19 protein-coding genes are annotated in these 21,272 nt (G+C 68.9%); 16 read left to right on the top strand and 3 right to left on the bottom strand.

Annotation, left to right across the window (positions count from 1 at the left end; translation table 11 throughout):
- Positions 1-3 precede the first annotated feature (3 nt).
- The 5 genes from CKJ82_RS04795 (at position 4) to eccB (ending at position 6,272) form a co-directional block, all read left to right on the top strand.
- Positions 4-1,017, top strand: coding sequence for a DNA-directed RNA polymerase subunit alpha (locus CKJ82_RS04795; RefSeq protein ID WP_095537237.1), 1,014 nt, complete (start codon positions 4-6; stop codon positions 1,015-1,017).
- A gap of 66 nt (positions 1,018-1,083) precedes the next feature.
- Complete coding sequence (rplQ, locus tag CKJ82_RS04790) at positions 1,084-1,560, top strand: 50S ribosomal protein L17 (protein WP_095277866.1); 477 nt, start codon at positions 1,084-1,086, stop codon at positions 1,558-1,560.
- A 303-nt stretch (positions 1,561-1,863) separates the two neighbouring features.
- On the top strand, positions 1,864-2,715 hold the full coding sequence (gene truA, locus CKJ82_RS04785) for a tRNA pseudouridine(38-40) synthase TruA (protein ID WP_240510686.1): 852 nt from the start codon (positions 1,864-1,866) through the stop codon (positions 2,713-2,715).
- Positions 2,716-2,765: 50 nt separating this feature from the next.
- Positions 2,766-4,937, top strand: coding sequence for a DUF6541 family protein (locus CKJ82_RS04780; protein ID WP_095537236.1), 2,172 nt, complete (start codon positions 2,766-2,768; stop codon positions 4,935-4,937).
- A 57-nt stretch (positions 4,938-4,994) separates the two neighbouring features.
- Entirely contained in the window at positions 4,995-6,272 is a 1,278-nt protein-coding gene (eccB, locus tag CKJ82_RS04775) for a type VII secretion protein EccB (protein ID WP_095537235.1), read from the top strand.
- Positions 6,273-6,352: 80 nt separating this feature from the next.
- On the opposite strand, the gene CKJ82_RS04770 is transcribed toward eccB, so the two are convergent.
- Both CKJ82_RS04770 and eccD read right to left on the bottom strand, forming a co-directional pair.
- Positions 6,353-7,546, bottom strand: coding sequence for a S8 family serine peptidase (locus CKJ82_RS04770; RefSeq protein WP_240510685.1), 1,194 nt, complete (start codon positions 7,544-7,546; stop codon positions 6,353-6,355).
- A 3-nt stretch (positions 7,547-7,549) separates the two neighbouring features.
- Positions 7,550-8,869, bottom strand: coding sequence for a type VII secretion integral membrane protein EccD (eccD, locus tag CKJ82_RS04765; RefSeq protein WP_165765382.1), 1,320 nt, complete (start codon positions 8,867-8,869; stop codon positions 7,550-7,552).
- Positions 8,870-9,021: 152 nt separating this feature from the next.
- Here eccD and eccCa point away from each other — a divergent pair, with 152 nt between their 5' ends.
- The 10 genes from eccCa to CKJ82_RS04715 all read left to right on the top strand — a co-directional run bounded on the left by eccCa (position 9,022) and on the right by CKJ82_RS04715 (position 19,573).
- Complete coding sequence (gene eccCa / locus CKJ82_RS12090) at positions 9,022-12,681, top strand: type VII secretion protein EccCa (RefSeq protein ID WP_095537233.1); 3,660 nt, start codon at positions 9,022-9,024, stop codon at positions 12,679-12,681.
- A complete protein-coding gene (locus CKJ82_RS04755) occupies positions 12,678-13,712 on the top strand; it encodes a type VII secretion-associated protein (RefSeq protein WP_095537232.1) in 1,035 nt (344 codons plus the stop codon). The genes eccCa and CKJ82_RS04755 overlap by 4 nt, the downstream gene beginning before the upstream one ends.
- Positions 13,713-13,825: 113 nt before the next feature.
- Positions 13,826-14,143, top strand: a complete 318-nt coding sequence (locus CKJ82_RS04750) for a WXG100 family type VII secretion target (RefSeq protein ID WP_095277829.1) — start codon at positions 13,826-13,828, stop codon at positions 14,141-14,143.
- 36 nt (positions 14,144-14,179) lie between these two features.
- On the top strand, positions 14,180-14,464 hold the full coding sequence (locus CKJ82_RS04745; protein ID WP_095277827.1) for a WXG100 family type VII secretion target: 285 nt from the start codon (positions 14,180-14,182) through the stop codon (positions 14,462-14,464).
- Between the two features lie 252 nt (positions 14,465-14,716).
- Positions 14,717-15,160 (top strand): 50S ribosomal protein L13, encoded by a 444-nt coding sequence (gene rplM, locus CKJ82_RS04740; protein ID WP_038588493.1) that lies wholly within the window; start codon positions 14,717-14,719, stop codon positions 15,158-15,160.
- Positions 15,160-15,708 (top strand): 30S ribosomal protein S9, encoded by a 549-nt coding sequence (gene rpsI / locus CKJ82_RS04735; protein WP_095277824.1) that lies wholly within the window; start codon positions 15,160-15,162, stop codon positions 15,706-15,708. Before rplM ends, rpsI begins: the two co-directional genes overlap by 1 nt.
- A 130-nt stretch (positions 15,709-15,838) precedes the next feature.
- Complete coding sequence (gene glmM, locus CKJ82_RS04730) at positions 15,839-17,182, top strand: phosphoglucosamine mutase (RefSeq protein ID WP_095537231.1); 1,344 nt, start codon at positions 15,839-15,841, stop codon at positions 17,180-17,182.
- A 167-nt stretch (positions 17,183-17,349) separates the two neighbouring features.
- On the top strand, positions 17,350-17,682 hold the full coding sequence (locus CKJ82_RS04725; RefSeq protein WP_095537230.1) for a hypothetical protein: 333 nt from the start codon (positions 17,350-17,352) through the stop codon (positions 17,680-17,682).
- A complete protein-coding gene (locus CKJ82_RS11770) occupies positions 17,679-19,292 on the top strand; it encodes a hypothetical protein (protein WP_165765381.1) in 1,614 nt (537 codons plus the stop codon). Before CKJ82_RS04725 ends, CKJ82_RS11770 begins: the two co-directional genes overlap by 4 nt.
- Entirely contained in the window at positions 19,292-19,573 is a 282-nt protein-coding gene (locus CKJ82_RS04715) for a hypothetical protein (RefSeq protein ID WP_133064017.1), read from the top strand. Before CKJ82_RS11770 ends, CKJ82_RS04715 begins: the two co-directional genes overlap by 1 nt.
- Before the next feature lie 53 nt (positions 19,574-19,626).
- Here CKJ82_RS04715 and CKJ82_RS04710 read toward each other — a convergent pair whose 3' ends face one another.
- A complete protein-coding gene (locus CKJ82_RS04710; RefSeq protein ID WP_095537263.1) occupies positions 19,627-20,481 on the bottom strand; it encodes a poly(ethylene terephthalate) hydrolase family protein in 855 nt (284 codons plus the stop codon).
- Positions 20,482-20,587: 106 nt separating this feature from the next.
- Here CKJ82_RS04710 and CKJ82_RS04705 point away from each other — a divergent pair, with 106 nt between their 5' ends.
- The gene (locus CKJ82_RS04705) at positions 20,588-21,247 is read left to right on the top strand and encodes a hypothetical protein (protein WP_095537229.1); all 660 of its coding nucleotides are present in this window, start codon (positions 20,588-20,590) and stop codon (positions 21,245-21,247) included.
- Positions 21,248-21,272 lie beyond the last annotated feature (25 nt).

Raw genomic sequence — 21,272 nt, 5'->3', positions numbered from 1 at the left:
TTCATGCTCATCTCTCACCGTCCGCAGTTGACCGAGGAGTACATCGACACCAACCGCTCGAAGTTCGTCATCGAGCCGCTCGAGCCTGGTTTCGGCTACACCCTCGGTAACTCCCTGCGCCGCACGCTGCTGTCGTCCATTCCGGGCGCGGCCGTGACCTCCATCAAGATCGATGGTGTGCTCCACGAGTTCACCACCATCGCTGGTGTGAAGGAGAACGTTTCCGAGATCATCCTCAACATCAAGGACCTGGTGCTGTCCTCCGACTCCGACGAGCCGGTTGTCATGTACCTGTCCGTCGAGGGCCCGGGCAACGTCACCGCGGGCGACATCGAGCCGCCGGCTGGCGTGGAGATCCACAACCCGGATCTGCACATCGCATCGCTGAGCGAGCTGGCTCGTCTGGAGATGGAGCTTGTTGTCGAGCGCGGCCGCGGCTACGTCCCGGCCATGCCCAACGCGGGCGGGGAGCCCGGCCGTATCCCGGTCGACCAGATCTACTCCCCGGTGACCCGCGTCGCCTACAAGGTTGAGGCGACCCGTGTTGAGCAGCGCACCGACTTTGACAAGCTGATCATCGACGTGGAGACCAAGAACTCCATGGCAGCGCGCGACGCCCTGGCTTCCGCAGGCTCCACCCTGGTGGAACTGTTCGGCCTGGCCCGCGAGCTGAACACGGCGTCCGAGGGCATTGAGATCGGCCCCTCCCCGCAGGAGACCGAGTTCATCGCCGCGTACAACACGCCGATCGAGGACCTGAACTTCACCGTGCGTTCCTACAACTGCCTGAAGCGCCAGGAGATCCACACCGTCGGTCAGCTCGCAGAGTGCACCGAGTCCGAGCTGCTGGACATCCGGAACTTCGGCCAGAAGTCCATCAACGAGGTCAAGATCAAGCTCGCTTCGCAGGGCCTGACCTTGAAGGATGCTCCGGAAGATTTCGACCCGACACAGATCGAGGGCTACGATGCCGAGACCGGCGACTTCGTCGATCCCAGCGGGGATGAGACCGAGTAACACTCGCGTAAAGCCGAGTAACACGTAAGAGCACGCGCTCAACTAACGCACACGAGGAGTACGAAAATGCCTACCCCTAAGAAGGGTGCCCGTCTCGGAGGGTCCGCCAGCCACCAGAAGCACATTCTGTCCAACCTGGCTATCTCCCTCTTCCAGCACGGCGCAATCAAGACCACCGACGCGAAGGCACGCATGCTGCGTCCCTACGCCGAGAAGCTGATCACCAAGGCAAAGAAGGGCACCGTGGCAGACCGCCGCGCAGTCGCCGCTGAACTGCCGAACAAGGAGATCGTTGCTTACCTGTTCAACCAGCTCGCGCCCCTGTTTGAGGGCCGCGAGGGCGGCTACACCCGCTCCATCAAGCTGGAGAACCGCGCGGGCGACAACGCCCCGATGACGCAGATCTCGCTCGTCCTCGAGCAGACCGCGTCCACGGAGGCTGAGCGCACCGCACGCGCTGCCGCTTCCAAGCAGGCAGACGCCGAGGCAGCTGAGTCCGCTGAGGCTCCGGCAGCCGAAGAGGCTGAGTCCGAGGAGAAGTAGGACTAGCCACGGCTAGCTCCCGCGCCTCCGGGCCCGCGGCGGCCCCTCCCGATTCGTTCGGGAGGGGCCGTTTTGCGCGTTCCGGGGGGTCGGGCCGGGGTGTATCGGTAGATACCGATAGTAAGACCCCGATGACGCCGTCCTGGAGCGTCTTGTCGGTATCTTAGTATCGGTATCTGCAGTGATTGGGCCGGTGATGGGCCGACGACGTGGCCGGCAGCACGGCCACGGCAGCGCGGGGCCGCCGCGGCCCATGCCAGCGCCAGCACGGCCACGCCCGCGCTGTTTGCTAGCCTTATGCGAATGAACGACGCAGCGCAGCACGACCCAGACCTGATGCGGGTGCGGCTGGACATCGCGTACGACGGCACAGAGTTTCACGGTTGGGCTCGGCAAACGTCGGGCGTGCGCACCGTGCAGGCCACCATTGAGGACGCGTTGTCGCTGGTCCTGCGCACGCCGATCACGCTCACCGTCGCTGGCCGCACCGACGCCGGCGTCCACGCCACCGGCCAGGTCGCGCACGCCGACATCCCGCGTGCCTCGCTCGAGCAGCGCTCGCTCGGCGGCGACCCGACGCGCCTGGTGCGCCGCCTGGCCAAGCTCCTTCCGGAGGACGTGCGCGTTTTCGGGGTCCGCGAGGTCAGCCCGCTTTTCGACGCCCGCTTCGCCGCCCTTTCCCGCTCCTACACCTACAAGGTGACCACCAACCCGGCGGGTGCGGTGCCGACCCGGCGCACCGACACCGCCGTGTGGCCGAAGCCGGTGGACCTCGCGCGCGTGCAGGAGGCGGCGTCGCAGCTGGTGGGGCTGCACGACTACGCGGCGTTTTGCAAGCCGAAGGAGCACGCGACGACGATTCGGCAGGTGCAGGAGTTTGGGTGGGCGGAGGCGTCGGCAAGCGTGCTCGAGGCGCGCATCACCGCGGACGCCTTTTGCTGGAACATGGTGCGCGCGCTGGTGGCAGCGTGCCTGACGGTGGGGGAGGGGCGTCGTGAAGCGGAGTGGGTCACGGGGCTGCTCGGGGAGCGCGCGCGGAACCCGGAGGTGCCGCTGGCGCCGGCGCGCGGGCTGACGCTGACGCGGGTGGACTATCCGCACGAGAGCGCGTTTGCGGAAAGAATTGCGACGACGCGCGACCGGCGCACACTGTAGCGAACCCAAAGGCCTAGAATGCTAGCGAAGTATCAGAGCGAGGAGGAACGATGACACCAGTTGCAGCCGCGTGGTTCGCCGTCCCGTTCTTCCTGCTGCCCGGGTTCCTGTTCAACCTCATCGCGGGCGCGAAGGGGCCGCGCGCGCTGGCCGCGGCGCTGCCGGTGAGCTTTGGCATCTTCGGCATGAGCGCCTGGGTGTGGGGGATTACGTCGGCGCCGCTGGACCTGTGGACGCTCGGCGTGAGCCTGGTCGTCGCGTTCGGGGCGGCGGCGGTGTGGCGGTACGCGTTTGCTCGCAAGGCGCGGCGCGGCGGTGCCGTGACGTGGCGGCGCGCGCTCTTCCCCGGGGACTGGCGGAAGGGCAGCCTGCTGGACCTGTACTGGCTGCTGCCCACCGCGGGCGTGGTGGTTGGCGCGTGGCTGCTCATTAGCGAGCGCCTCGGCTGGCTCGTGCGCTCGCCGCACGGCGTGTACAACATCGTCCAGGGGTGGGACGTGCAGTGGCACGCCAACCTGGTGCGCTTCATCATGGATGAGGGGATTGCCTCGCCAACCAGGCTGGGCGAGCTGCAGAACGTGGAGACGCACGCGCAGCTGCTCTACCCGTCGGCGTTCCACACCGGCATCGCGATGTTTGGCAAGGTGGCCGGGCTCGACCCGATCCCCACGCTGAATATCGGCATGATTGTGCTCACAGGGCTGGCGCTACCGGCGACGGCGGCGTGCATGGCCTTCGCATTCCTGCGCTCGCGCGGGCTGACCGCGCAGATTGCGGGCGGGCTCGCGGCGATCCTTGTGACCGTCGCCCCGCAGCTCATCTGGGTCGGCGACTACGTGGGCATGTGGCCGTACCTGTTTGCCATGTCGCTGACCGGCATGGTCATCTGGCAGTTCGTGCGGGTCCCCGCCGAGCGCATCACGGCGCTGCCCGCGCTGGTGGGGCTGCTCGGCGTGCTCACCGCCCACCCGGCGGCGGTGACCGTGGTGGTCATCGGCGTGGGCCTGTACTGGCTGACCTCCACGCTGGTCACGCCCGAGCGCGGCCGGATCAGCGATACGCTGTGGCTGGCGGCCCCGGGCATCATCGGCGCGGTGCTGTACCTGCCGCAGGTGTTCGCCGGCTCGGCGCAGGCCGAGGAGGTGTCGGGCTGGAAGCCCGTGGAGAGCGAGGACCTGGACAGCGGGTGGGCGACCGCGTTTCTGATGGACACCCGCCACGTGCACCAGCTGTTCCCGGGGTTCGACCCGACCGTGCTGCTGTGGCTGGCGGGGCTGGGCGCGGTGGCGCTGGTGGTGTGGCGCCGCCAGGTGTGGGCTCCGCTGTTCTACGCCATCTGGCTCGCCATCGCGGCGAACGCGCTCGCACCAGTGGGTGGCCCGCTTTCCGGGCTGCTCACGCTGGTGGGCAACCTGCACTACAACACGGCGCACCGCTTGATCTTCCCGGTGGCGCTGTCGGTGGCGGTCGGCGCGGCGATCGGGGTCGCGGTGATGATCCGCCTGTTCACGCTCGCGCCGGTGGCCGCGCGGCTGGGCTCCCGGGGGTGGGAGAAGGGGAGCGGGGTGGCGTCGATAGGCATTGCCCTGGTGCTCGCCCTGATTGGCACGCCGATGGTGCAGGTCGGCGCTGTGGACGGCGAGCGGCGCGCGTTTGACGGCGGGCGCAATGATGACCGCATGGTTAATGACGATGACCTCGCCGCCTGGGATTGGCTGGCCACCCAGCCCGCGGCGTGGGACGGCACGATCATGGGCGATCCGGCCGACGGCCACTCGTGGGCCTACGCGTACAACGGGCTGCCCACGCTGTCGCGCCACTACCTGTGGCCGACCGGCGGGTTGGGCTCCAACATGGACATCACCTACTGGGCCGCCCGCGAGATCGGCGAGGGCCTGCGCGGCGACCCGACTGCGAAGAACATTGTGGACGAGGGTGCGGAGGCGCTGAACATCAAGTTCTACATGCTCAGCCCGGGCGCGTTCTGGCCGATCCAGCTGGAGCGCCTGCAGATGCAGCGCGGCTTCTGGACCTCGCGCGGCCTCACGCCCGTCTATCGCAAGGGCGATGTGGTGATCTTTGCCGTCAACGAGCAGTTCTCCCGCGCTGAGCTCGAGGGCATGATTAACGACGCCCACGAGCACGGCTCCGACACGCTCTACCAGCTCGAGCCCGCGAACGGCGGGGCGGGTTACGCTGCGGGGACAGCGCCTTTGCAGTAGCCTGAAGCGGTCCGGTTCGGGGGAGCCGGGTTCAGACCGCTGGAGGGGGATGCACACATGGCGCGTTTGCTGCCAACGACAAAGACGCAGGTGTCCGGGCACCGGTTCCTGCGGCGCAGGGTGGAGCACGGCCTGATTCTCGGCGACATCCGCATGATCCACGACCCGCTGTCCTCGCGCCGCCGCGCGATGATTTTCGGTCTGGTGGCGGTGCTGATGATCTCGGGCGTGATGGGGCTGTTTGCGTGGATGCGCCCGAACCCGGACCCGGGCGAGGCGGCGGTGATCCGCGCTGCGGACGGCAGCCTGTTTGCGCGCGTGGACGACACCGTGCACCCGGTGACCAACCTGACGTCGGCCCGCCTGATCGTGGGCGGGCCCGAGGAACCGGTGCGCGCGGGCGACGAGCACCTGGCTGCGCTTGCCCGGGGCGTGCCGGTGGGGATCGGGGTCGCGCCGTCCGTGTTCGCCCCCGAGGACGCCGAGGACACGCACTGGTCGGCGTGCACCGCGCCCGGCGACGCCGTCGTGGTGCTCGCCGTGCCCGCGCAGGCGCCCCTGCTTGCCGAGGACACCGCGCTCCTCGCCGAGGTCGACGGCCGCGAATGGCTGGTCACCCGCGACGGCCGCACACAGTTGCCGCCGCCGGCCACGCCGGAAGGCCGCGTGATCCGCCGCGGGCTCGGCATCGACGCCACCACCCCGCGCTGGCGCCCGCCAGCCCCGGTCCTCGGTGCGCTCCGCGAGCACCCGCCGTTCGCCCTACCCAACCCACTGCCGCGCGTGATCCGCACCGGCACCAGCGACTGGGCGGACACCTCCCGCGGCGTGCAGGAAATCACCAGCGCCCAGGCACAAATGCTTATCGACGCCGGCGCCATCCCCTCCGAACTCACACCCCAAGCAGTCGCCGACCGGCCCGACGCCGAGCCCGCGGTGGACATCCGCCTGCCCGGGCGCCTGGTGCGATTCCTCGACCCGGCGGGCGCGGTTGCCGGGGATGATGGCGCTGATGGAGCGCTTGCGACCTGCGCCACCGAAAGCGGTGGGGCCGCTCACCTGCCTGCGAGCGAAGCGCTCGAGGGGAGTGTGTTGCTGTCCGGTGAGGGCCCTGCCACCCGCTTCGCGGGCCTCCCGAGTGGTGCGGTGGCCGTGGACACCGGGCACGGCTACCACGTCGTGGACCAAACCGGGCTGCGCTACGAGGCGCCCGACGCGGGCACGCTGGAGACCGTGGGCGCTGCGCGGACCGAGCAGGTGCCGTGGTCGATCGTGCAGCTACTGCCGGCGGGGGAGCGGCTTACTCGCGAGGCCGCGCTGACGGCGACCTACTAGCCGGTAGCTTTTTACTCTGCGGTGGCAGAGTGGACTCGGCCTCAACCAGTACCACCCCCGGCCCGCCTCAGCCCGACCAGCTAGTTACGCTGCCGCCGCATCCCACGAAGCCCACGCAGCCGCGCCACCCCAACCAGCGCGATGAGCAGTAGGGAAGCGGCGAGGAGGACTTGGCCCAGCCGGCCGACGGACGGTGAGGTGTGTTCGGTGGCGGGGGTGAGGGTGAGTGGTGGGGCGTCGAGAAGCGATTGAGGCTCGAGCTGGGTCACGGCGGCGTACGGGTCGAGTGCGCCGCCACTGGGCTGGGATGCGGCGTAGAGGTGTGCGCGCAGCTCGGCGGGGCCCAGGTGCGGGTGGCGCTGCTTGAGCAGGGCCGCGGCACCGGTGACGGCGGGGGCGGCGAAGCTGGTGCCCGCGTAGGGGGCGGGGCCGTTGCTGTCCACGGTGCCGGTGGCATAGCCGGTGCCATCGGAGGCCAGCGCCAGCGGGACCGTGCCCGCCGCGGAGAGCGAGGGGCCCGGGACGCGGATGGAGTATCCCGCCAGGTCGTGGGCGGTGTCGCGCGCGCTGACGGCGAGCACGGTGGGCGAGTGCGCGGGGTAGACGGCGAAGCCCTGCTTGCACTCGCCGGATTCGTTGCCGGCGGCGGCGACAACGAGCACACCTTCGGCTTCGGCGCGGGCGAGTGCGGCGTCGAGCGGGCCGGTGTCGATGCGCGCCGCGAGCTCCGGCGGTTGGCAGGAAACGACGGAGGCGTTGATGATGTGGGCGCCTTCGTCGATGGCGTTGTGGATGGCGCTGGCGAGCGTAGCGAGCGATCCCGCGGTGGGGTCCTCGCCCTCCTGCGCGTGGTCGCGGTAGTGCGCGGAGGTCTGCCGGATGGAGATGAGCTCGGCGTCGGGCGCCACACCCAGCTCCGTTCCGGCGATGATGCCGGCGACGACGGTGCCGTGCGAGTCGCAGTCGCGAAGCGGGTCGGGGGCGTCGTGGTCTACAAAGTCGCGGCCCGGCCGCAGCTGGTCCAGCTGCGGGTGTGGGTGCACGCCGGTGTCGATGACGGCTACGCGCACCCCGCGCCCGGTGGCAAATGCGTGTGCTTTGGCCAGCGGATCGGTCGCATCGAGCCGCGCGCGTTCGTCCGCGGTGCGCGCGGGAGGCGGGGGTGCGTGGACGGGAACCGTGCAGTCATAGTCCTGGGCGTGTGCAGGCGGGACAAACGTCACCGGGGTGGCGACACAGAGCGCGACTCCCGCGGCCCAACTGATGCGGCGCATCGGTCACAGCCCCCGAATCATGGAAAACGCGCCGGTCAGGTGCACGGCCAGCGGGATCGCCGCGATGATGGCCGCGGTTTCGGCACGCTCGAACCACACGACGGTGGTCGGCTCGAGCTCGGGCACGCGCGGGATCCACAGGCTCGCCGTCGCTGCCACCAGTGCCAACAACACGACGAGCGCGATGCACACCGGGTGCGGGTGGGCACTGCGTGCGACGGCGACGGCGCAGGCCAGCACCGCCCCGAGCGCCGCGGCGGTGAGCGCGGCCCGCGGCACCGGGTAGTGATTGCGCCCCGCGTAGATGGCCAGCGCGCCCGCGGTGCACACCGCGAAGGCGAACGGCCAGGCCCCGCCGTCCCACACGGTCGCGAGTATCGACGGCACCAGGCAGGCCGCCACCGCGCAGGAGATCGCGGCAACGATGGTCACAGCACGGGCACTTCGCTTATCGACGTCCACCTGGTACCCGTCCGCGGTGGTGAACGCTTCGCCGGCGGTGGGCACGCGCGGCACCTTCAGCCCGGCGGCGCGGGTGGCGATGGCGGGCGTGGAAAGCACTGCGATGAGGCAGGCGAGGACGGCGAGCGCCGCGGGCGCGTGGCGCGCGGGCAACCACGCGCCGCACGCCCCCGCGCTGAGCAGCACGGCCAGCGCGGCGGTGAGCGTCGCCGGGAAGGTGGCGGCCAGCCCTGCGACGGCGCCGCCGGCGAGCAGCACGCACGCGGTGGCGGCTCCAGCGAGCACCCCCAGCGCCGGGTCGGCGCCACCGTCCCACTGCGCGGGCGCGCCCGCCACCCAGAGGGCGACGGCGGCACCGGCGAGCGCGGGAAGCGGTGCGAACAGGGCCCGCGAACCGGCGCCCATGGAGAGGGCGAACAGGGCGAGCACGCCCAGCCCGAGCGCGACTGGGGTGGATACGAACATGCCAGCCACCACGGCGAGCCCGGCGCAGCCGGCGAAGGAGGCGAACACGCTCAGCCCGCGCGTATCCCGGGCACCGGCGGCGGCCACGTCGAGGGACTCCGCGGCGTCGCGCACCATGGGCGGTTCGGTGACCTCTTGGGGTCGGAGGACGGCGACGCTGCCGTCGCGAAGCTTCAGCTTGTGCAGCGGCGTCACCATGTCCAGGGGCTCGCCGCCGACGGTGGTGGCCTCCCACGGGCGATGGATGCGCGGCAGCTCCACATACGTGGCGAGTTCCGGGAGGATCTCCGCGAAGGTGGACGAGGTGGGAAGCGTCAAGTCGATGTCGCGGTGGAACGAGACGGCGCTGACGCGGACGGTCATGCGCACGATGTGGTGCGCGGACGTGGCTACCAAGGTATAAACCCCCGTGAATCTGGCGCGGACCCCCATTTGCCGCGCGGTGGTGCCAAGTATGGCGTAAACTGCCGGGCACGTCCACAGCTCGGGGGCTGGTTCGGGGGAACCAGCGGCTGTGGCCAGCAACGATAGGGGGGGGGATTCGTCCCGTGCTCGGAGTCGACCACAACCCGGTGCTCGCGCCAGCGCCGACGCAGCTGGGAGAGGCGCCTGCGCTGCCAGCTGGCGCGCTGCACGCCGAGGCCGTGCCGCAGGCGCAGAAGCAGCAGCCGATGCCCATGCTGCGCATTCTTATGCCCGTGATCATGATGGTGGCGGTCGGCGCGGTGATGGCGCTGATGATGCTTTCGGGGCGCGCCGTGGGGCCGATGATGCTCATCTTCCCGCTCATGATGGCGTTCGGGTTGCTCGCCATGTTCCAACCGCAGGAGCAGCAGGGCGATATGGACGAAACGCGGCGCGTTTATCTGCGCCACCTTGACGCGCTGACGCGTCGGGCGCGCACCAATGCGGTCCAGCAGCGCGAGCACTTCACCTACGTGCACCCTGAGCCCGCGCTGCTGCTCACGGGCGTGCCCACCTACCGGGTGTGGGAGCGCACCGCCGCGAGCCCGGAGGCGCTGCAGGTGCGGCTGGGCACCGGCAACATGGCGCTGTGCACGCCGGTTGAGGTGGAGGACCCGGGCTCGCCCGAGGACTTGGATCCGGTGTGCGCGGTGAGCCTGCGACGTGCCGTCGCGGCGGTGAACACAGTGGCGGGCATGCCGATCGTGGTGCAGCTCGCCGCGTTTCCTTCGGTGACGCTGGCGGGCCCGCGCGCCCGCGAGGTGGCTCGCGCGATCGTGTCCCAGCTGGCGTTCTTCCACGGCCCGGAGCTGGTAGGGCTGGACCTGGAACATTCCGGGATGCGGTGGGCGAAGTGGCTGCCGCACACCAGGGAGCCGGAGCAGGCGGAGTTTCGCGTCGCGGTCCTTGATGCGCAGGCGGAGCCGGAGGGAGCGGGGCAGCGGGGGCACGCGGCGTCGATAGCCCAGACTGCCCAGGCCGCGGACTGCGTGATCACGGTGCACCCAGACGCGGACGCGTTTGTGGACGAGCACGCCTTTCACGTTGTGTGCGAGGACACGCTGACGGCGATGACGGAATCTGGCTCCGAGCATCTCGGCACGCCCGACCGGTTCGCGGACGAGGAGGCGCAGATCATCGCCCGCCACCTGGCGTTTTACCGCCGGCCCGACGACGGCACCGGGGCGCGCAAGACGGGCGGGGACCTGCTGGCCATGCTGGGCTATGACGACGTGCAGACGCTGGATATGCACACCATGTGGCCGGGCCGGGAGGGGACCAGGCAGCGGCTGACGGTGCCGATTGGGGCCACGCCGGACGGGCAGGCGGTGTACCTGGACCTCAAGGAGGCGGCGCACGGCGGCATGGGCCCGCACGGACTGTGCATCGGTGCGACGGGCAGCGGTAAGTCGGAGATGCTGCGGAGCTTGGTCGCCGCCCTCGCCGCCACCCATTCGCCTGATGAGCTGAACCTGGTGCTCGTGGACTTCAAGGGTGGCGCGACCTTCCTGGGCTGCGACGCCTTGCCGCACACGTCCGCGGTGATCACCAACCTGGAAGATGAAGCCGTGCTGGTGGAGCGCATGTACGACGCCATCTCAGGGGAGATGAATCGACGCCAGGAGCTGCTGCGTACCGCCGGGAACTTTGCCAACATCACCGACTACACTGCGGCCCGCCTGCGCGGAGAGGCGCTGGACCCGCTGCCGGCGCTGGTGATCATCGTGGACGAGTTCTCCGAGCTGCTCACGCAGCACCCCCACTTTGCTGACCTGTTCGTGGCGGTGGGCAGGCTGGGCCGCTCGCTCGGCGTGCACCTGCTGCTGGCCTCCCAGCGGCTGGACGAGGGCAAGCTGCGCGGGTTGGATTCGCACCTGTCGTACCGCATCGGCCTGAAGACGTTTAGCGCGGGTGAGTCCCGCCAGGTCCTGGGCGTGCCGGATGCCTACGAGCTGCCGGGCGAGCCCGGGTCCGGATTCCTCAAGGCGGGCTCGCCCGATCTGGTCCGGTTCCGCGCCTCCTACGTGTCTGGCCCGCTGACCAGGCGAGTCGTGGAGGGGGCGTCGGCGGAGGCACCGGCGGTGCGCCTGTTCGAGGGCTGGGAGCCGCCCGCGCTGGAGGCGCTGACGAAGGTGGACACGGACGCCACGACGACCACGCTGGACGCGGTGGTGCAGCGGGCCCGCGAACTCGCGGATGCGGCGGGGATGCGCGCGCACCAGGTGTGGCTGCCGCCGCTGCCGGACGCGCTGGAGCTCCACACCGTCAGCGGGACCGGCGCGGAACGGCTCCGGGCACCCGCCGGGCTTATCGACGACCCCTACCGCCAACGCCAAGACCCGCTCATGGTGGACCTCTCCGTCTCCGGCGGGCACATCGCGATCGCCGGCGGGCCGCAGACCGGGAAGTCGTCGGCGCTGCGCACCATCGTGGCCGCCCTCTGCCTGCACCACACCACCGAGGAGCTGGCGGTCTACGGAATCGACGCGGGCAGCGGCGGCCTCGACGACCTGGAGCGCCTGCCGCACGTCGCGGGGGTGGCGCTGCGCAGCGACGAGGAGCGCGTGCGCCGTGTGGTGGATGAGGTGACGGGGGTGATCGAGGTGGCGTCGGCAAGCATGCGCCCCGCGCGCGAGACCATCCTGCTCATCGACGGCTGGCACACGCTGACCGCGCCGGACTCCAAGTTTGAGGACCTCAAGGAGCCGCTCGCGCGCATCGCCTCGGAGGGGCCGGCCGCGGGCGTGCACCTGCTGGTCACGACGCAGCGCTGGAACGCGATCCGCCCCAACGTGCGCGACCTCATTGGCACCCGCTACGAGCTGCACCTGACCGAGCCGATGGACTCGCTCATTGACCGCAAACTCCAACAAAAACTGCCCGCCAAGCCCGGCCACGGACTCACGCCCGGCGGCAAGCACATGCTGCTCGCCCGCGCGAACACGCAGGACCTCGCGCACATCGCCGCCCAGGCCGCTGACCAAACGCCGGTCCCCAGGCTCAAGGTCCTGCCCGCCCACGTCACCACAGGGGCATTGCTTAACGACGCCACGCCCACCCCACCCACGATCCCCCTCGGCATCGGCGGCCCGCACCTGGCGCCGGTGCGCTGCGAGTCGGGCCACGTCCTGGCCATCGGCACGGGCGGGTCGGGCAAGTCCACCGTGATTGCCAGCGCGATCACCGCGATCGAGGCGATGGACCGCGAGCAGGCGCGCATGGTCATCTGCGACCCGCGCCGGGCCCACCTGGGCCGCGCGTCGGACGAGATGACTGCGGCGTACGCGGCTTCGTCGACGGCGATCGCGGACGCGACCAAGGCGCTGGTGACCACGATGCGGTCCCGCCTGCCCGGCGCGGACGTCACACAGGTGCAGCTGGCGCAGCGCTCCTGGTGGTCCGGGCCGGACATCTACCTGGTCATCGACGACCTGGAGCTCGTCGGCGACGAGCACTTGCGCGACGTCGTAGCGCTGCTTCCGCACGCCCGGGACATCGGCCTGCACGTGGTGGCCGCCCGCAAGTTCGGCGGCGTTTCGCGAGCCCTGTTCGGCGGCTTCCTCGGCGCGATGAAGGACGTGCACCCGGATGTGCTGGTGATGGACGGCACCCGCGACGAGGGCGCCTTGTTCGGCGTGAAGCCGACGCCGCAGGCCCCGGGGCGGGCGACGCTGGTGCAGGCCGGGACCACGGTGGGCACGGTGCAGCTGTGTGCCCCGTATGAGGAAGGAGAACACCTATGACCAGTACCTTTACTTCTCAAGACACGCCGACGCTGCGCGTGGTCATCACGAAACAGGCCACCACCTTTTCCGGCGCGGCAAACCTGCACCGCCTGGACGCGCCGACACCGGCTGAGGTGGCGCGCAACGTGCGCAGCATCTTCGGGCCCGACCCGGGCGGGGCGCACGTGCACCTCGTGGCCCAGGAGTCTGTGATCCACGCGGTGGACCAGGCGCTCGCAGATTATGACGTCCACCTCACCGGCGAACTCGCCACGGACGAATGGGAGCACAGCGACGCTCACGAGCCTGAGCAGGCTAGCGCAGCGCCAGAGCCGCGGCACCGGCTCCGGGAGGAGCCCGACGGCATCGGGCCCGCCGAGGCGTACCCGGCGCGGCCTTCGCCGGTGCGGCGACCACAGCCGGAGCAGGGGCTTGCGGGCGAGCTGGCGCCGGACACGAACCGCCGCGGCACGTGGGTCCTCGCCGGCGTCGTCGGGGTGGTTGTGCTCGCGTGCGCCGTGGCGGTATGGCTCACCGTCCGGGGCTTGTTTGGGGAGACCGGGGTGGATGGAGCCGGGGGAGGGGGCGTCGATAAGCATGAAGCCCCTGCGCCCGAAGTGATTGAGCAGGAGGGTCTGAGCGTCGAGCTGCCCGCCGGGTTTACGTTGGAGCAGGACGGCGACATGTGGCGTGCGGTCGGGCCCGACCCGAACTTCCGATTGCAGCTGAGCGTGGACGATCGGTTCAACCTGCCCCCGGAGACGCTTGCGGAGCAGCTGCGCAAGGATATTGCGCTTGACGACGACGTCGAGCTGGTCACCACCGACGGGCACGCAGTGACTTACCTGGAACGGGCGGCGGACGGCTCGCAGGCGCTGTGGAAGACCTGGCCCGAGGGCAACGTGCAGCTCTCGGTGGGGTGCCACACGCGCGAAGCACCGACGCAGATCCAGGAAGCGACGTGCGCGATGGCAATGAATTCTGCACGCTTTGATGGGGGAAACGTGCAGGTAGAGGCGGATAAAGGGGTGGTTGCCTTGGAAGGGTAGAAAACTTTTTTCTCAACCGAGGGAACCGACGGGCATCTTTTTACGTCCAATATATGAACAGCACAACACAGTGACTGTTTGCCAACCAGACACTCTTGATACGAGGGGGAACCATGAGCAACTTTCAGACTGAAGCCGATGTGATGCGCTCCACGGCAGACCACGCTGACTCCGTCAATGCGGACGTCAACCGCGAGATCGACCGGATCCAGGGGGTCGCCGAGTCCGTCCGCACGTTCTGGCAGGGCAGCGCGCAGCGCAGCTTCGACGGCTTGATGATGCGTTACGACGACGCCCAGCGCCGACTCACCGAGGCGCTGACGGACATCTCGCACAACATCCGCGACAACGCCAAGCACTACGAGAACACCGATGTGACCACCACCGAGAGCCTGGACCAGCTGTCCGGCTCCGCGGGACTGGCGCTGTAACCACAACTCACACACCACCGAAAGGACACCACTGACATGCACATCAAGTACGACTTTGGCCAGATCGGCAGCACTGCCCAGGACATCCGCACCTCCGCCGCCACCATCAACGGCCAGCTCAACGAGCTCAAGGAGGTCATCCGTCCGATGACGGCGACCTGGGAAGGCGAGGCCGCGACCAGCTACATGGCGCACCAGGCCAAGTGGGATCAGGCGGCGGCGGATCTCAACGAGATCCTCAATCAGATCGCCAACACCGTCGAGGACGGCAACAACACCATGAGCGCCGTTAACAACGCCGCAGCAAACAGCTGGGGCTAACAGGGGGTCTCGGGGGAAGATTCGGGGGAATCAATACAGGGGGAAACGTGAGCGCCGCTGCGGGATTGGGGGATCCTGCGGCGGCGCTTCGCTGTTTTGGAGCTGAGGTGGACATCGCGTATGGTTATACCCCTGTGTGTCCTGCCGGTTTGAACCGGCGACGCGCCCATCGGGTCTCCACCGGCCGCCGTTGGGGGCGCGGGCACCGAAGTATGGCCGGCAGCCATCTAGACAGACTTTAAGGAGTCATGCATGTCTACTTACCACCCGAAGAGCGGTGACATTACCCGTAAGTGGTACGTCATCGACGCAACCGACGTGGTGCTGGGCAAGCTCGCTTCCACCGCAGCGGACATCCTGCGTGGCAAGCACAAGCCGCAGTTCGCACCGAACGTTGACACCGGCGATCACGTCATCGTGATCAACGCCGACAAGATCCACATCTCCTCGAACAAGCGCGATCGTGAGATGCGCTACCGCCACTCCGGTTACCCGGGTGGTCTGAAGTCCATGACCCTGGGCCGCGCCCTGGACGAGCGTCCGGACCGCGTGATCGAGGAAGCTGTGAAGGGCATGATGCCGCACAACAAGCTTTCCCGTCAGTCCATCAAGAAGCTTCACGTCTTCGTCGGCGACGAGCACCCGTACGCTGCGCAGAAGCCGGAAACCTACGAGTTTAAGCAGGTGGCACAGTAATGACCGAGCCGAACACCAACGCAGAGAACAACGTTGCAGACGCTGGCGACATCGACGCCGCCACCGCCGCAACCGAGGAATTCAACTACACCATCGGCGACGCAGTTGCGCCCGAGGTTGACGAGTCCGAGGAGACCGTCGCCGAGCCGGTGAACCTGCACGAGGGTCCGATCCAGACCGTCGGTCGCCGTAAGCGCGCAATCGCTCGCATCACCGTGACCGAGGGCGAGGGCAAGATCACCGTCAACGGCCGCGAGTTCGAGGAGTACTTCCCGAACAAGCTGCACCAGCAGGACATCCTCCTGCCGCTGACGCTGCTCGAGCGCGAAGGCCAGTTCAACATCAAGGCCAACCTCAACGGTGGCGGCCCGACCGGCCAGGCAGGCGCACTGCGTCTGGCCATCGCCCGCGCACTCAACGTGTACAACCCGGCTGAGCGCCCGACCCTGAAGAAGGCCGGCCTGCTCACCCGTGACGCACGTGCCGTCGAGCGCAAGAAGGCAGGTCTGCACAAGGCCCGCCGCGCACCGCAGTACTCCAAGCGTTAATCGCTTCCATTACTGCAAGGCTTTACGCCGTCGCCCCGTTCACCTGGGGTGGCGGCGTTTTGTCATTGGTGGGGGGCTCGGGCAGGCCCCGCACCTGTGCGCCGCCGGGGTGTGCTGCATAATTGTCCGTATGACTCGAATGTTTGGAACTGACGGCGTCCGTGGACTTGCAAACGAGAAGCTCACGGCGTCCCTGGCAATGAAACTTGGCGCGGCGGCCGCGACCGTGCTGACGCGCGACCGGCGCTCCACCAAGCGCCGCCCGACCGCCCTGATTGGGCGTGACCCGCGCGTTTCCGGCGAGATGCTGGCGGCGGCGATGGCGGCGGGGATGGCGTCGAAAGGCGTGGACGTGCTCCGCGTCGGCGTGATTCCTACGCCGGGCCTGGCGTTCCTGACTGATGATTACGGCGCGGACATCGGCGTGATGATTTCCGCCTCCCACAACCCGATGCCGGATAACGGCATCAAGTTCTTCTCCGCGGGAGGCAAGAAGCTGCCGGACGACGTTGAGGACGAGATCGAGCGGACCATGGCCACGCTGGAGGAGACCGGCCCCACCGGCACCGGCATCGGCCGCGTGATCGAGGAGGCGCCGGACGCGCAGGAGCGCTACCTCGCGCACCTCGCCGAGGCGATGACCACCGACCTCAGCGGTATTAAAGTCGTGGTGGACTGTGCCAATGGCGCGGCGTCGGAAGTCGCCCCGAAGGCGTACGAGGCCGCGGGCGCTGAGGTGACGGCGATCCACAACGCTCCGAACGCCTTCAACATTAATGACGGCTCCGGCTCGACCCACATGGACCAGATCCAGAAGGCCGTGGTTGAGCACGGCGCAGACATCGGGCTGGCGCACGACGGCGACGCGGACCGCTGCCTGGCCGTGGATGCGGAGGGCAACATTGTCGACGGCGACCAGATCATGGCCATCCTGGCCACCGGCATGAAGGAGCGCAGCTCCCTGGCGGACAACACCCTCGTTGCCACCGTGATGAGCAACCTCGGCCTGAAGCTTGCGATGCAGCGCGAGGGCATCGCCGTCGAGGAGACCGCGGTGGGCGACCGCTACGTGCTCGAGGCGCTCAATCGCAGCGGCTTCTCGCTCGGCGGCGAGCAGTCGGGCCACATCGTCGTCCCGGCCCACGCCACCACCGGCGACGGCACCCTGTCCGGCCTGCTGCTCATGGCGCGCATGGCGGAGACCGGCAAGACGCTCGCCGAGCTGGCGCAGGTGATGCAGGTGCTGCCGCAGCAGCTGATCAACGTGCCGGTGTCGGATAAGTCCGCCATTCTCAAGGACCCGGAGGTCATCGCCGCGAAGGAAGCCGCGGAGGAAGAGCTGGGAGACCAGGGCCGCGTCCTGCTGCGCGCCTCCGGCACCGAGGAGATCTTCCGCGTGATGGTGGAGGCTTCGGACGAGAAGCACGCACGCGAGGTGGCCGGTCGCCTCGCCGCCGTGGTCGCGGCCGTGTAGTCTGCGAGCAGGCGTCCCGCGCAGTCGGTTCCCGCCCCCGGAAACAGGGGGTTTGAAAAAGTTTCCGGGGAGAGGGAACCGGAGGGGGTGTAGCTGCGTCTAATAAGGGGACAACAAAAACAGCGGCCCGCGCACGCGGGTCGGGGGACATCATGGGGGTGGAAACAATGAGCGTATCGCAGCACGGCGTCGACGTCGATGTTCAGGCGGTTCGCGAGCATTACACGCAAGCCATCGGCGCGTACCAGGCGGCGGGGGAGGCCATCGCGGCGCATCCCGCGCGGGTTGAGCCCGCGAGCTTTGGCCAGGGGTTTGCGAGTCAGGGGGCGCGGATCGCGGCGGCGCTCGAGCTTATCGACGCCACCACGTCCGCCTACTTACGCACCCGCACACACAACTGGGAACGCATCATGCAGCTCGCCTCCGACGTGGCGCGCACGGACGAGGGCAACGCGTCCGGCTTTGGGCCGGGGATTAGCGCCGGGGAGGTGCTCTCGTGACGGCGGTGGAGGCAGAAGTGCAGCGGATGATGTCGCTGATTTCGGCGGCGCCGGTGGCGTGTCCAAGCAAACGTGCGACCGCGCAGGGGATGGCGAACGAGCTCCTCTGCAGCATCGACAGGTTGCGAGGCCAGAACCTTAGCCAGTTCGCGCAGACGGGTGCGCAGCTGCGCGGCCGGTGCGGTGGCACGGGCAGTGTGAGCGCGGGCGGGAGCCTGGGGACTGACATCTTCGGACCTCCCGGCGGCGGCCGCGGTCCCACAGGCGAGCCGATCTGCGGGCCCTGGTTCGACGAAGTGGGCATCACCGCGCGTGAGTCCTCGGACGCCGAGCGGGAAGCCGAGCACTTCACGCAGGTCGATGAGGTCGGCGGGCAGATCGAGGAGTGCTGCAAGGCCATCGAGGACGTGTGCGCGACGGGCGACATTGCGATGCAGGAGATGCTCTCCCCGGTGTGCACCATGCTGGAGATGATTGTGAAGTTCGGGTTCCCGCAGCTCACCGACCAGGTCATTGACGTGGCGATTGGTGCGCTCACGCAGGCGAATGCGACCGCGTCGGACCGCAACTGCGTGATCGAGGACTGCCTGGACACGATTGCGAAGTGCGTGGAGCAGGTCGCTGAGCGGCAGCCGGCACCCGAGGTGGAGTACGGCGGCGGTGCCTGTGACGCGGGCGCGGCGGGAGGCGTGGGCGCGGGCGCGGCCGGGACGGTTGCTGCGCAGTGCGCGGAACCGGTTCAGGCTCCCTCCCCGAAGCCGACGCCGCAGCCTGTGGCGCCGCCGGCTGTCGCACCGGAGCCCGCGCCGGTACCGGAGCCCCCGGCCCAGCGCGAGTGCCCCCGCTTCGAGTCGCGGTGCGTTGAGCGCCCCGCTCCAGTGGGCGTGGGCGCAGCGAGCCTCTCTGCGTCACAGGCCGCGACGTCGGCGGCGTCCGCCGCGTTGGGCGCTGGCGCCGGGGTGTTCCCGCAGGTGGTCCAGCCGCCAGCGCCGCAGATGCCGCCGATGAACATTGAGGTGAACTTCAACTACGCGCTCGACGGCGCCGTCAACGCGGGGCTTGAGGCGGTGGACTGCGAGACGGTGTCGCAGTTCCAGCCCCCGGTGCAGCAGGTTTCCTCGGATTCCTCTGCGTGGGTCGGCACGTTGGTGCAGGTCGGCGCCGCGGCAGTGCTCGAGGGGCTCGACTGTTTTGCGGCCTCGCTCGACGCGGTGGCGGAGTGCCCCGGGGCGGAGTGCTGTACGCACGAAGTCACGGAGCCAGAGCCAGAGCCGGTGCCCGAGCCAGAGCCTGAACCGACGTCGGAGCCCGAGCCCGAACCGGTGCCCGAGCCCGAACCTGTGCCCGAGGACGGCGTGATCCCGCCGCCACCTGAGCTTGCGCAGGTGGAGGAGCCAGCCCCGCCGCCGGAGAAGGTCGCGCACCTGGAGGGCGCGCCGACCGAAGCGGCCCAGGCTCCCGAGCCACCGGCTGCCGCTGACCCGGGCGTCGAACCGCAACCGGAGCAGCACGAAGGACAAACCGAACACACAGCAGAGCCTGAACACACCGAGCAACCAGCGCAGGACGCGCATGAACCGTGGGCAATCAAGAAGACAGGGGAATGGTGATGGATTTCGCAGAGTTTGCCGAGCAGTACCGGCGACGTACCCAGAAGCGCATGCTGGATTTCGAGGCCATGCTCAGAGACAACCAGCGCAAAATGGCGCAGACCGCGAAGTACCACGCGATGGCGCAGGCGAACCCGAACAAGCCACCGCTGGTCGTGCCGCGCGGAGAGTACAGCTACCCGCTCAAGACATCCAAGCTGCTACAACCGCCGGAGGACGGGCAGAAGCCGATCCGGGCGGTGCTGCGCCGCGAGCCACCGAACGGGAGGCGCCCACGGTAGGGATGATCGCGAGGCTGCGCCTAAAACGTGCCTAAAACGGGCCTAGTACGCGCCTAGAACAGCGAGAACCCGCTGTCGTCGCGGCTCAGCCCGGCGGCCTCTGCCAGGTCGTCGCCCACCAGCGACTTCACGCTGCCGCCCGCGGCCTCCGGGTCGGAGTAGGCGGAGTACTTGTTCTCCCCGCCGAGCTGGTGCAAGAGGAATCCGGTGACCAGACCGCGCGCGGTCTCTTGGATGCTGCGGTTGGACTTGCCCAGCCCGAGGACGCGCTTGAGCAGGCCGTCCTCGGAAAACTCCTGCTGGTCGCCCTTCTTGATGGTGCGGTAGCACGCGTCACCGGCCCAGTTGTAGGCCAGCTTCGCGGGGTTGCCCGGATCAAACAGTGCGTCGCCCTCGGGGCCTGGGCCGATGATCATCGCGGGCACGAACGTGGAGCGCGCCGCCTCCGTGGAGGAGGGAGCCACGTTTGCGGGGTAGATCGACGCAACGGCGCGAACCTGCGGGTTGTCCACGGAGGCGAGCACCGCGGCGCCGCCGCCCATGCCGTGGCCGACCATGCCGAGCTTGCCGGAGGAGACCGTAATGTTGCCGTTGCCCAGGCGCACGCCCGCGCAGATCTGCAGCGCCGTTTCGAGGTCGGCGGCGAAGCCGCGGTGGTCGGGCGCCAGCCCGGTTTCCGTGTTCGGCGCGGCGACGACGATGCCCCAGCTGGCCAGGTGGCGCAGGAAGCGGTGGTAATCGCCGACCTTCTTGGTCCAGTCGTGCCCGAAGGCCACGGCGGGCAGGTCCTTGCCTTCCACCGGCGCGTACACCTTGCCAGGCAGGCCGGTGTAGCCCAGGTCGCCCTCGAGGACGCGGTGCGGGCCGCGCTTGGACAGTTCGGAAAGATTCTTCAACTTCGCAGACACGCCGACAATGGTACTCGAGCAGTGCGTCGTACGTGCGCAGTCCACGGCTTCGGCCACGCGCGTCGTTTCCGCTAGGGTGAGCCGGGAACAATTAGGAGGTGGCAGGATGCTCGGCGCACTCTCGCTCGCATTCGTCGATTCGGTGAACCTACTGCTTATCGGCGTCATCGTGGCGGTAGGCATCATGGTGCCCCGCCACAGCCGCACCTACGCAGCCATCACGGCGCTGCTCATCGCGGGCGATTGGCTGGGTGTAGCCAGCCTCGCCCTGCTCATGCTCGCTATTTTCGACGGCCTCGGGCCCCTCGTTCACGACTTCGTCGACGGCCCTATCTTCGGCGTGCTCCTCCTGGTCACAGGCTTGGCTACCGCGGTGCTCGCGCTGAAGGGCGGGGACAACAGCAAGCTTATCGACGCCATCTTGAAACCGCTCCGCAAACCAAACGCCCTGACGGTGGTCACCGGCTTCATCCTCGGCGTGGTGCAATCGGCCACCTCGATCCCGTTCTATGGCGGGCTGGCCCTGCTCTCCACGGCGGGCATTCCGCCGGAGATCCGCTACACGTCGCTGGTCCTCTACGCAACCGTGGCCCTGTCGCTGCCAACCCTGTCCGCGCTGCTGGTCGGCTGGGTCCGCGCGCGCCCGGAGAGTCTGGCGGGCCGCGGGTTTGCGTGGGCGCGTGCGAACCCCCACACGGTGACCCTGGCCGCGACGTGGGCGGTGTCCGCCTTGCTCATCCTGCTCGGCGTCCTGCACTTGCTTTAAACCGAACCCGAGTGGTGCACAATAG

It is taken from the genome of Corynebacterium gottingense, from assembly GCF_002285125.1.
GTDB classification, from domain to species: domain Bacteria; phylum Actinomycetota; class Actinomycetes; order Mycobacteriales; family Mycobacteriaceae; genus Corynebacterium; species Corynebacterium gottingense.
Note: the sequence above shows the minus strand (reverse complement) of the source record. Positions and strands in the feature narration are given on the sequence as shown.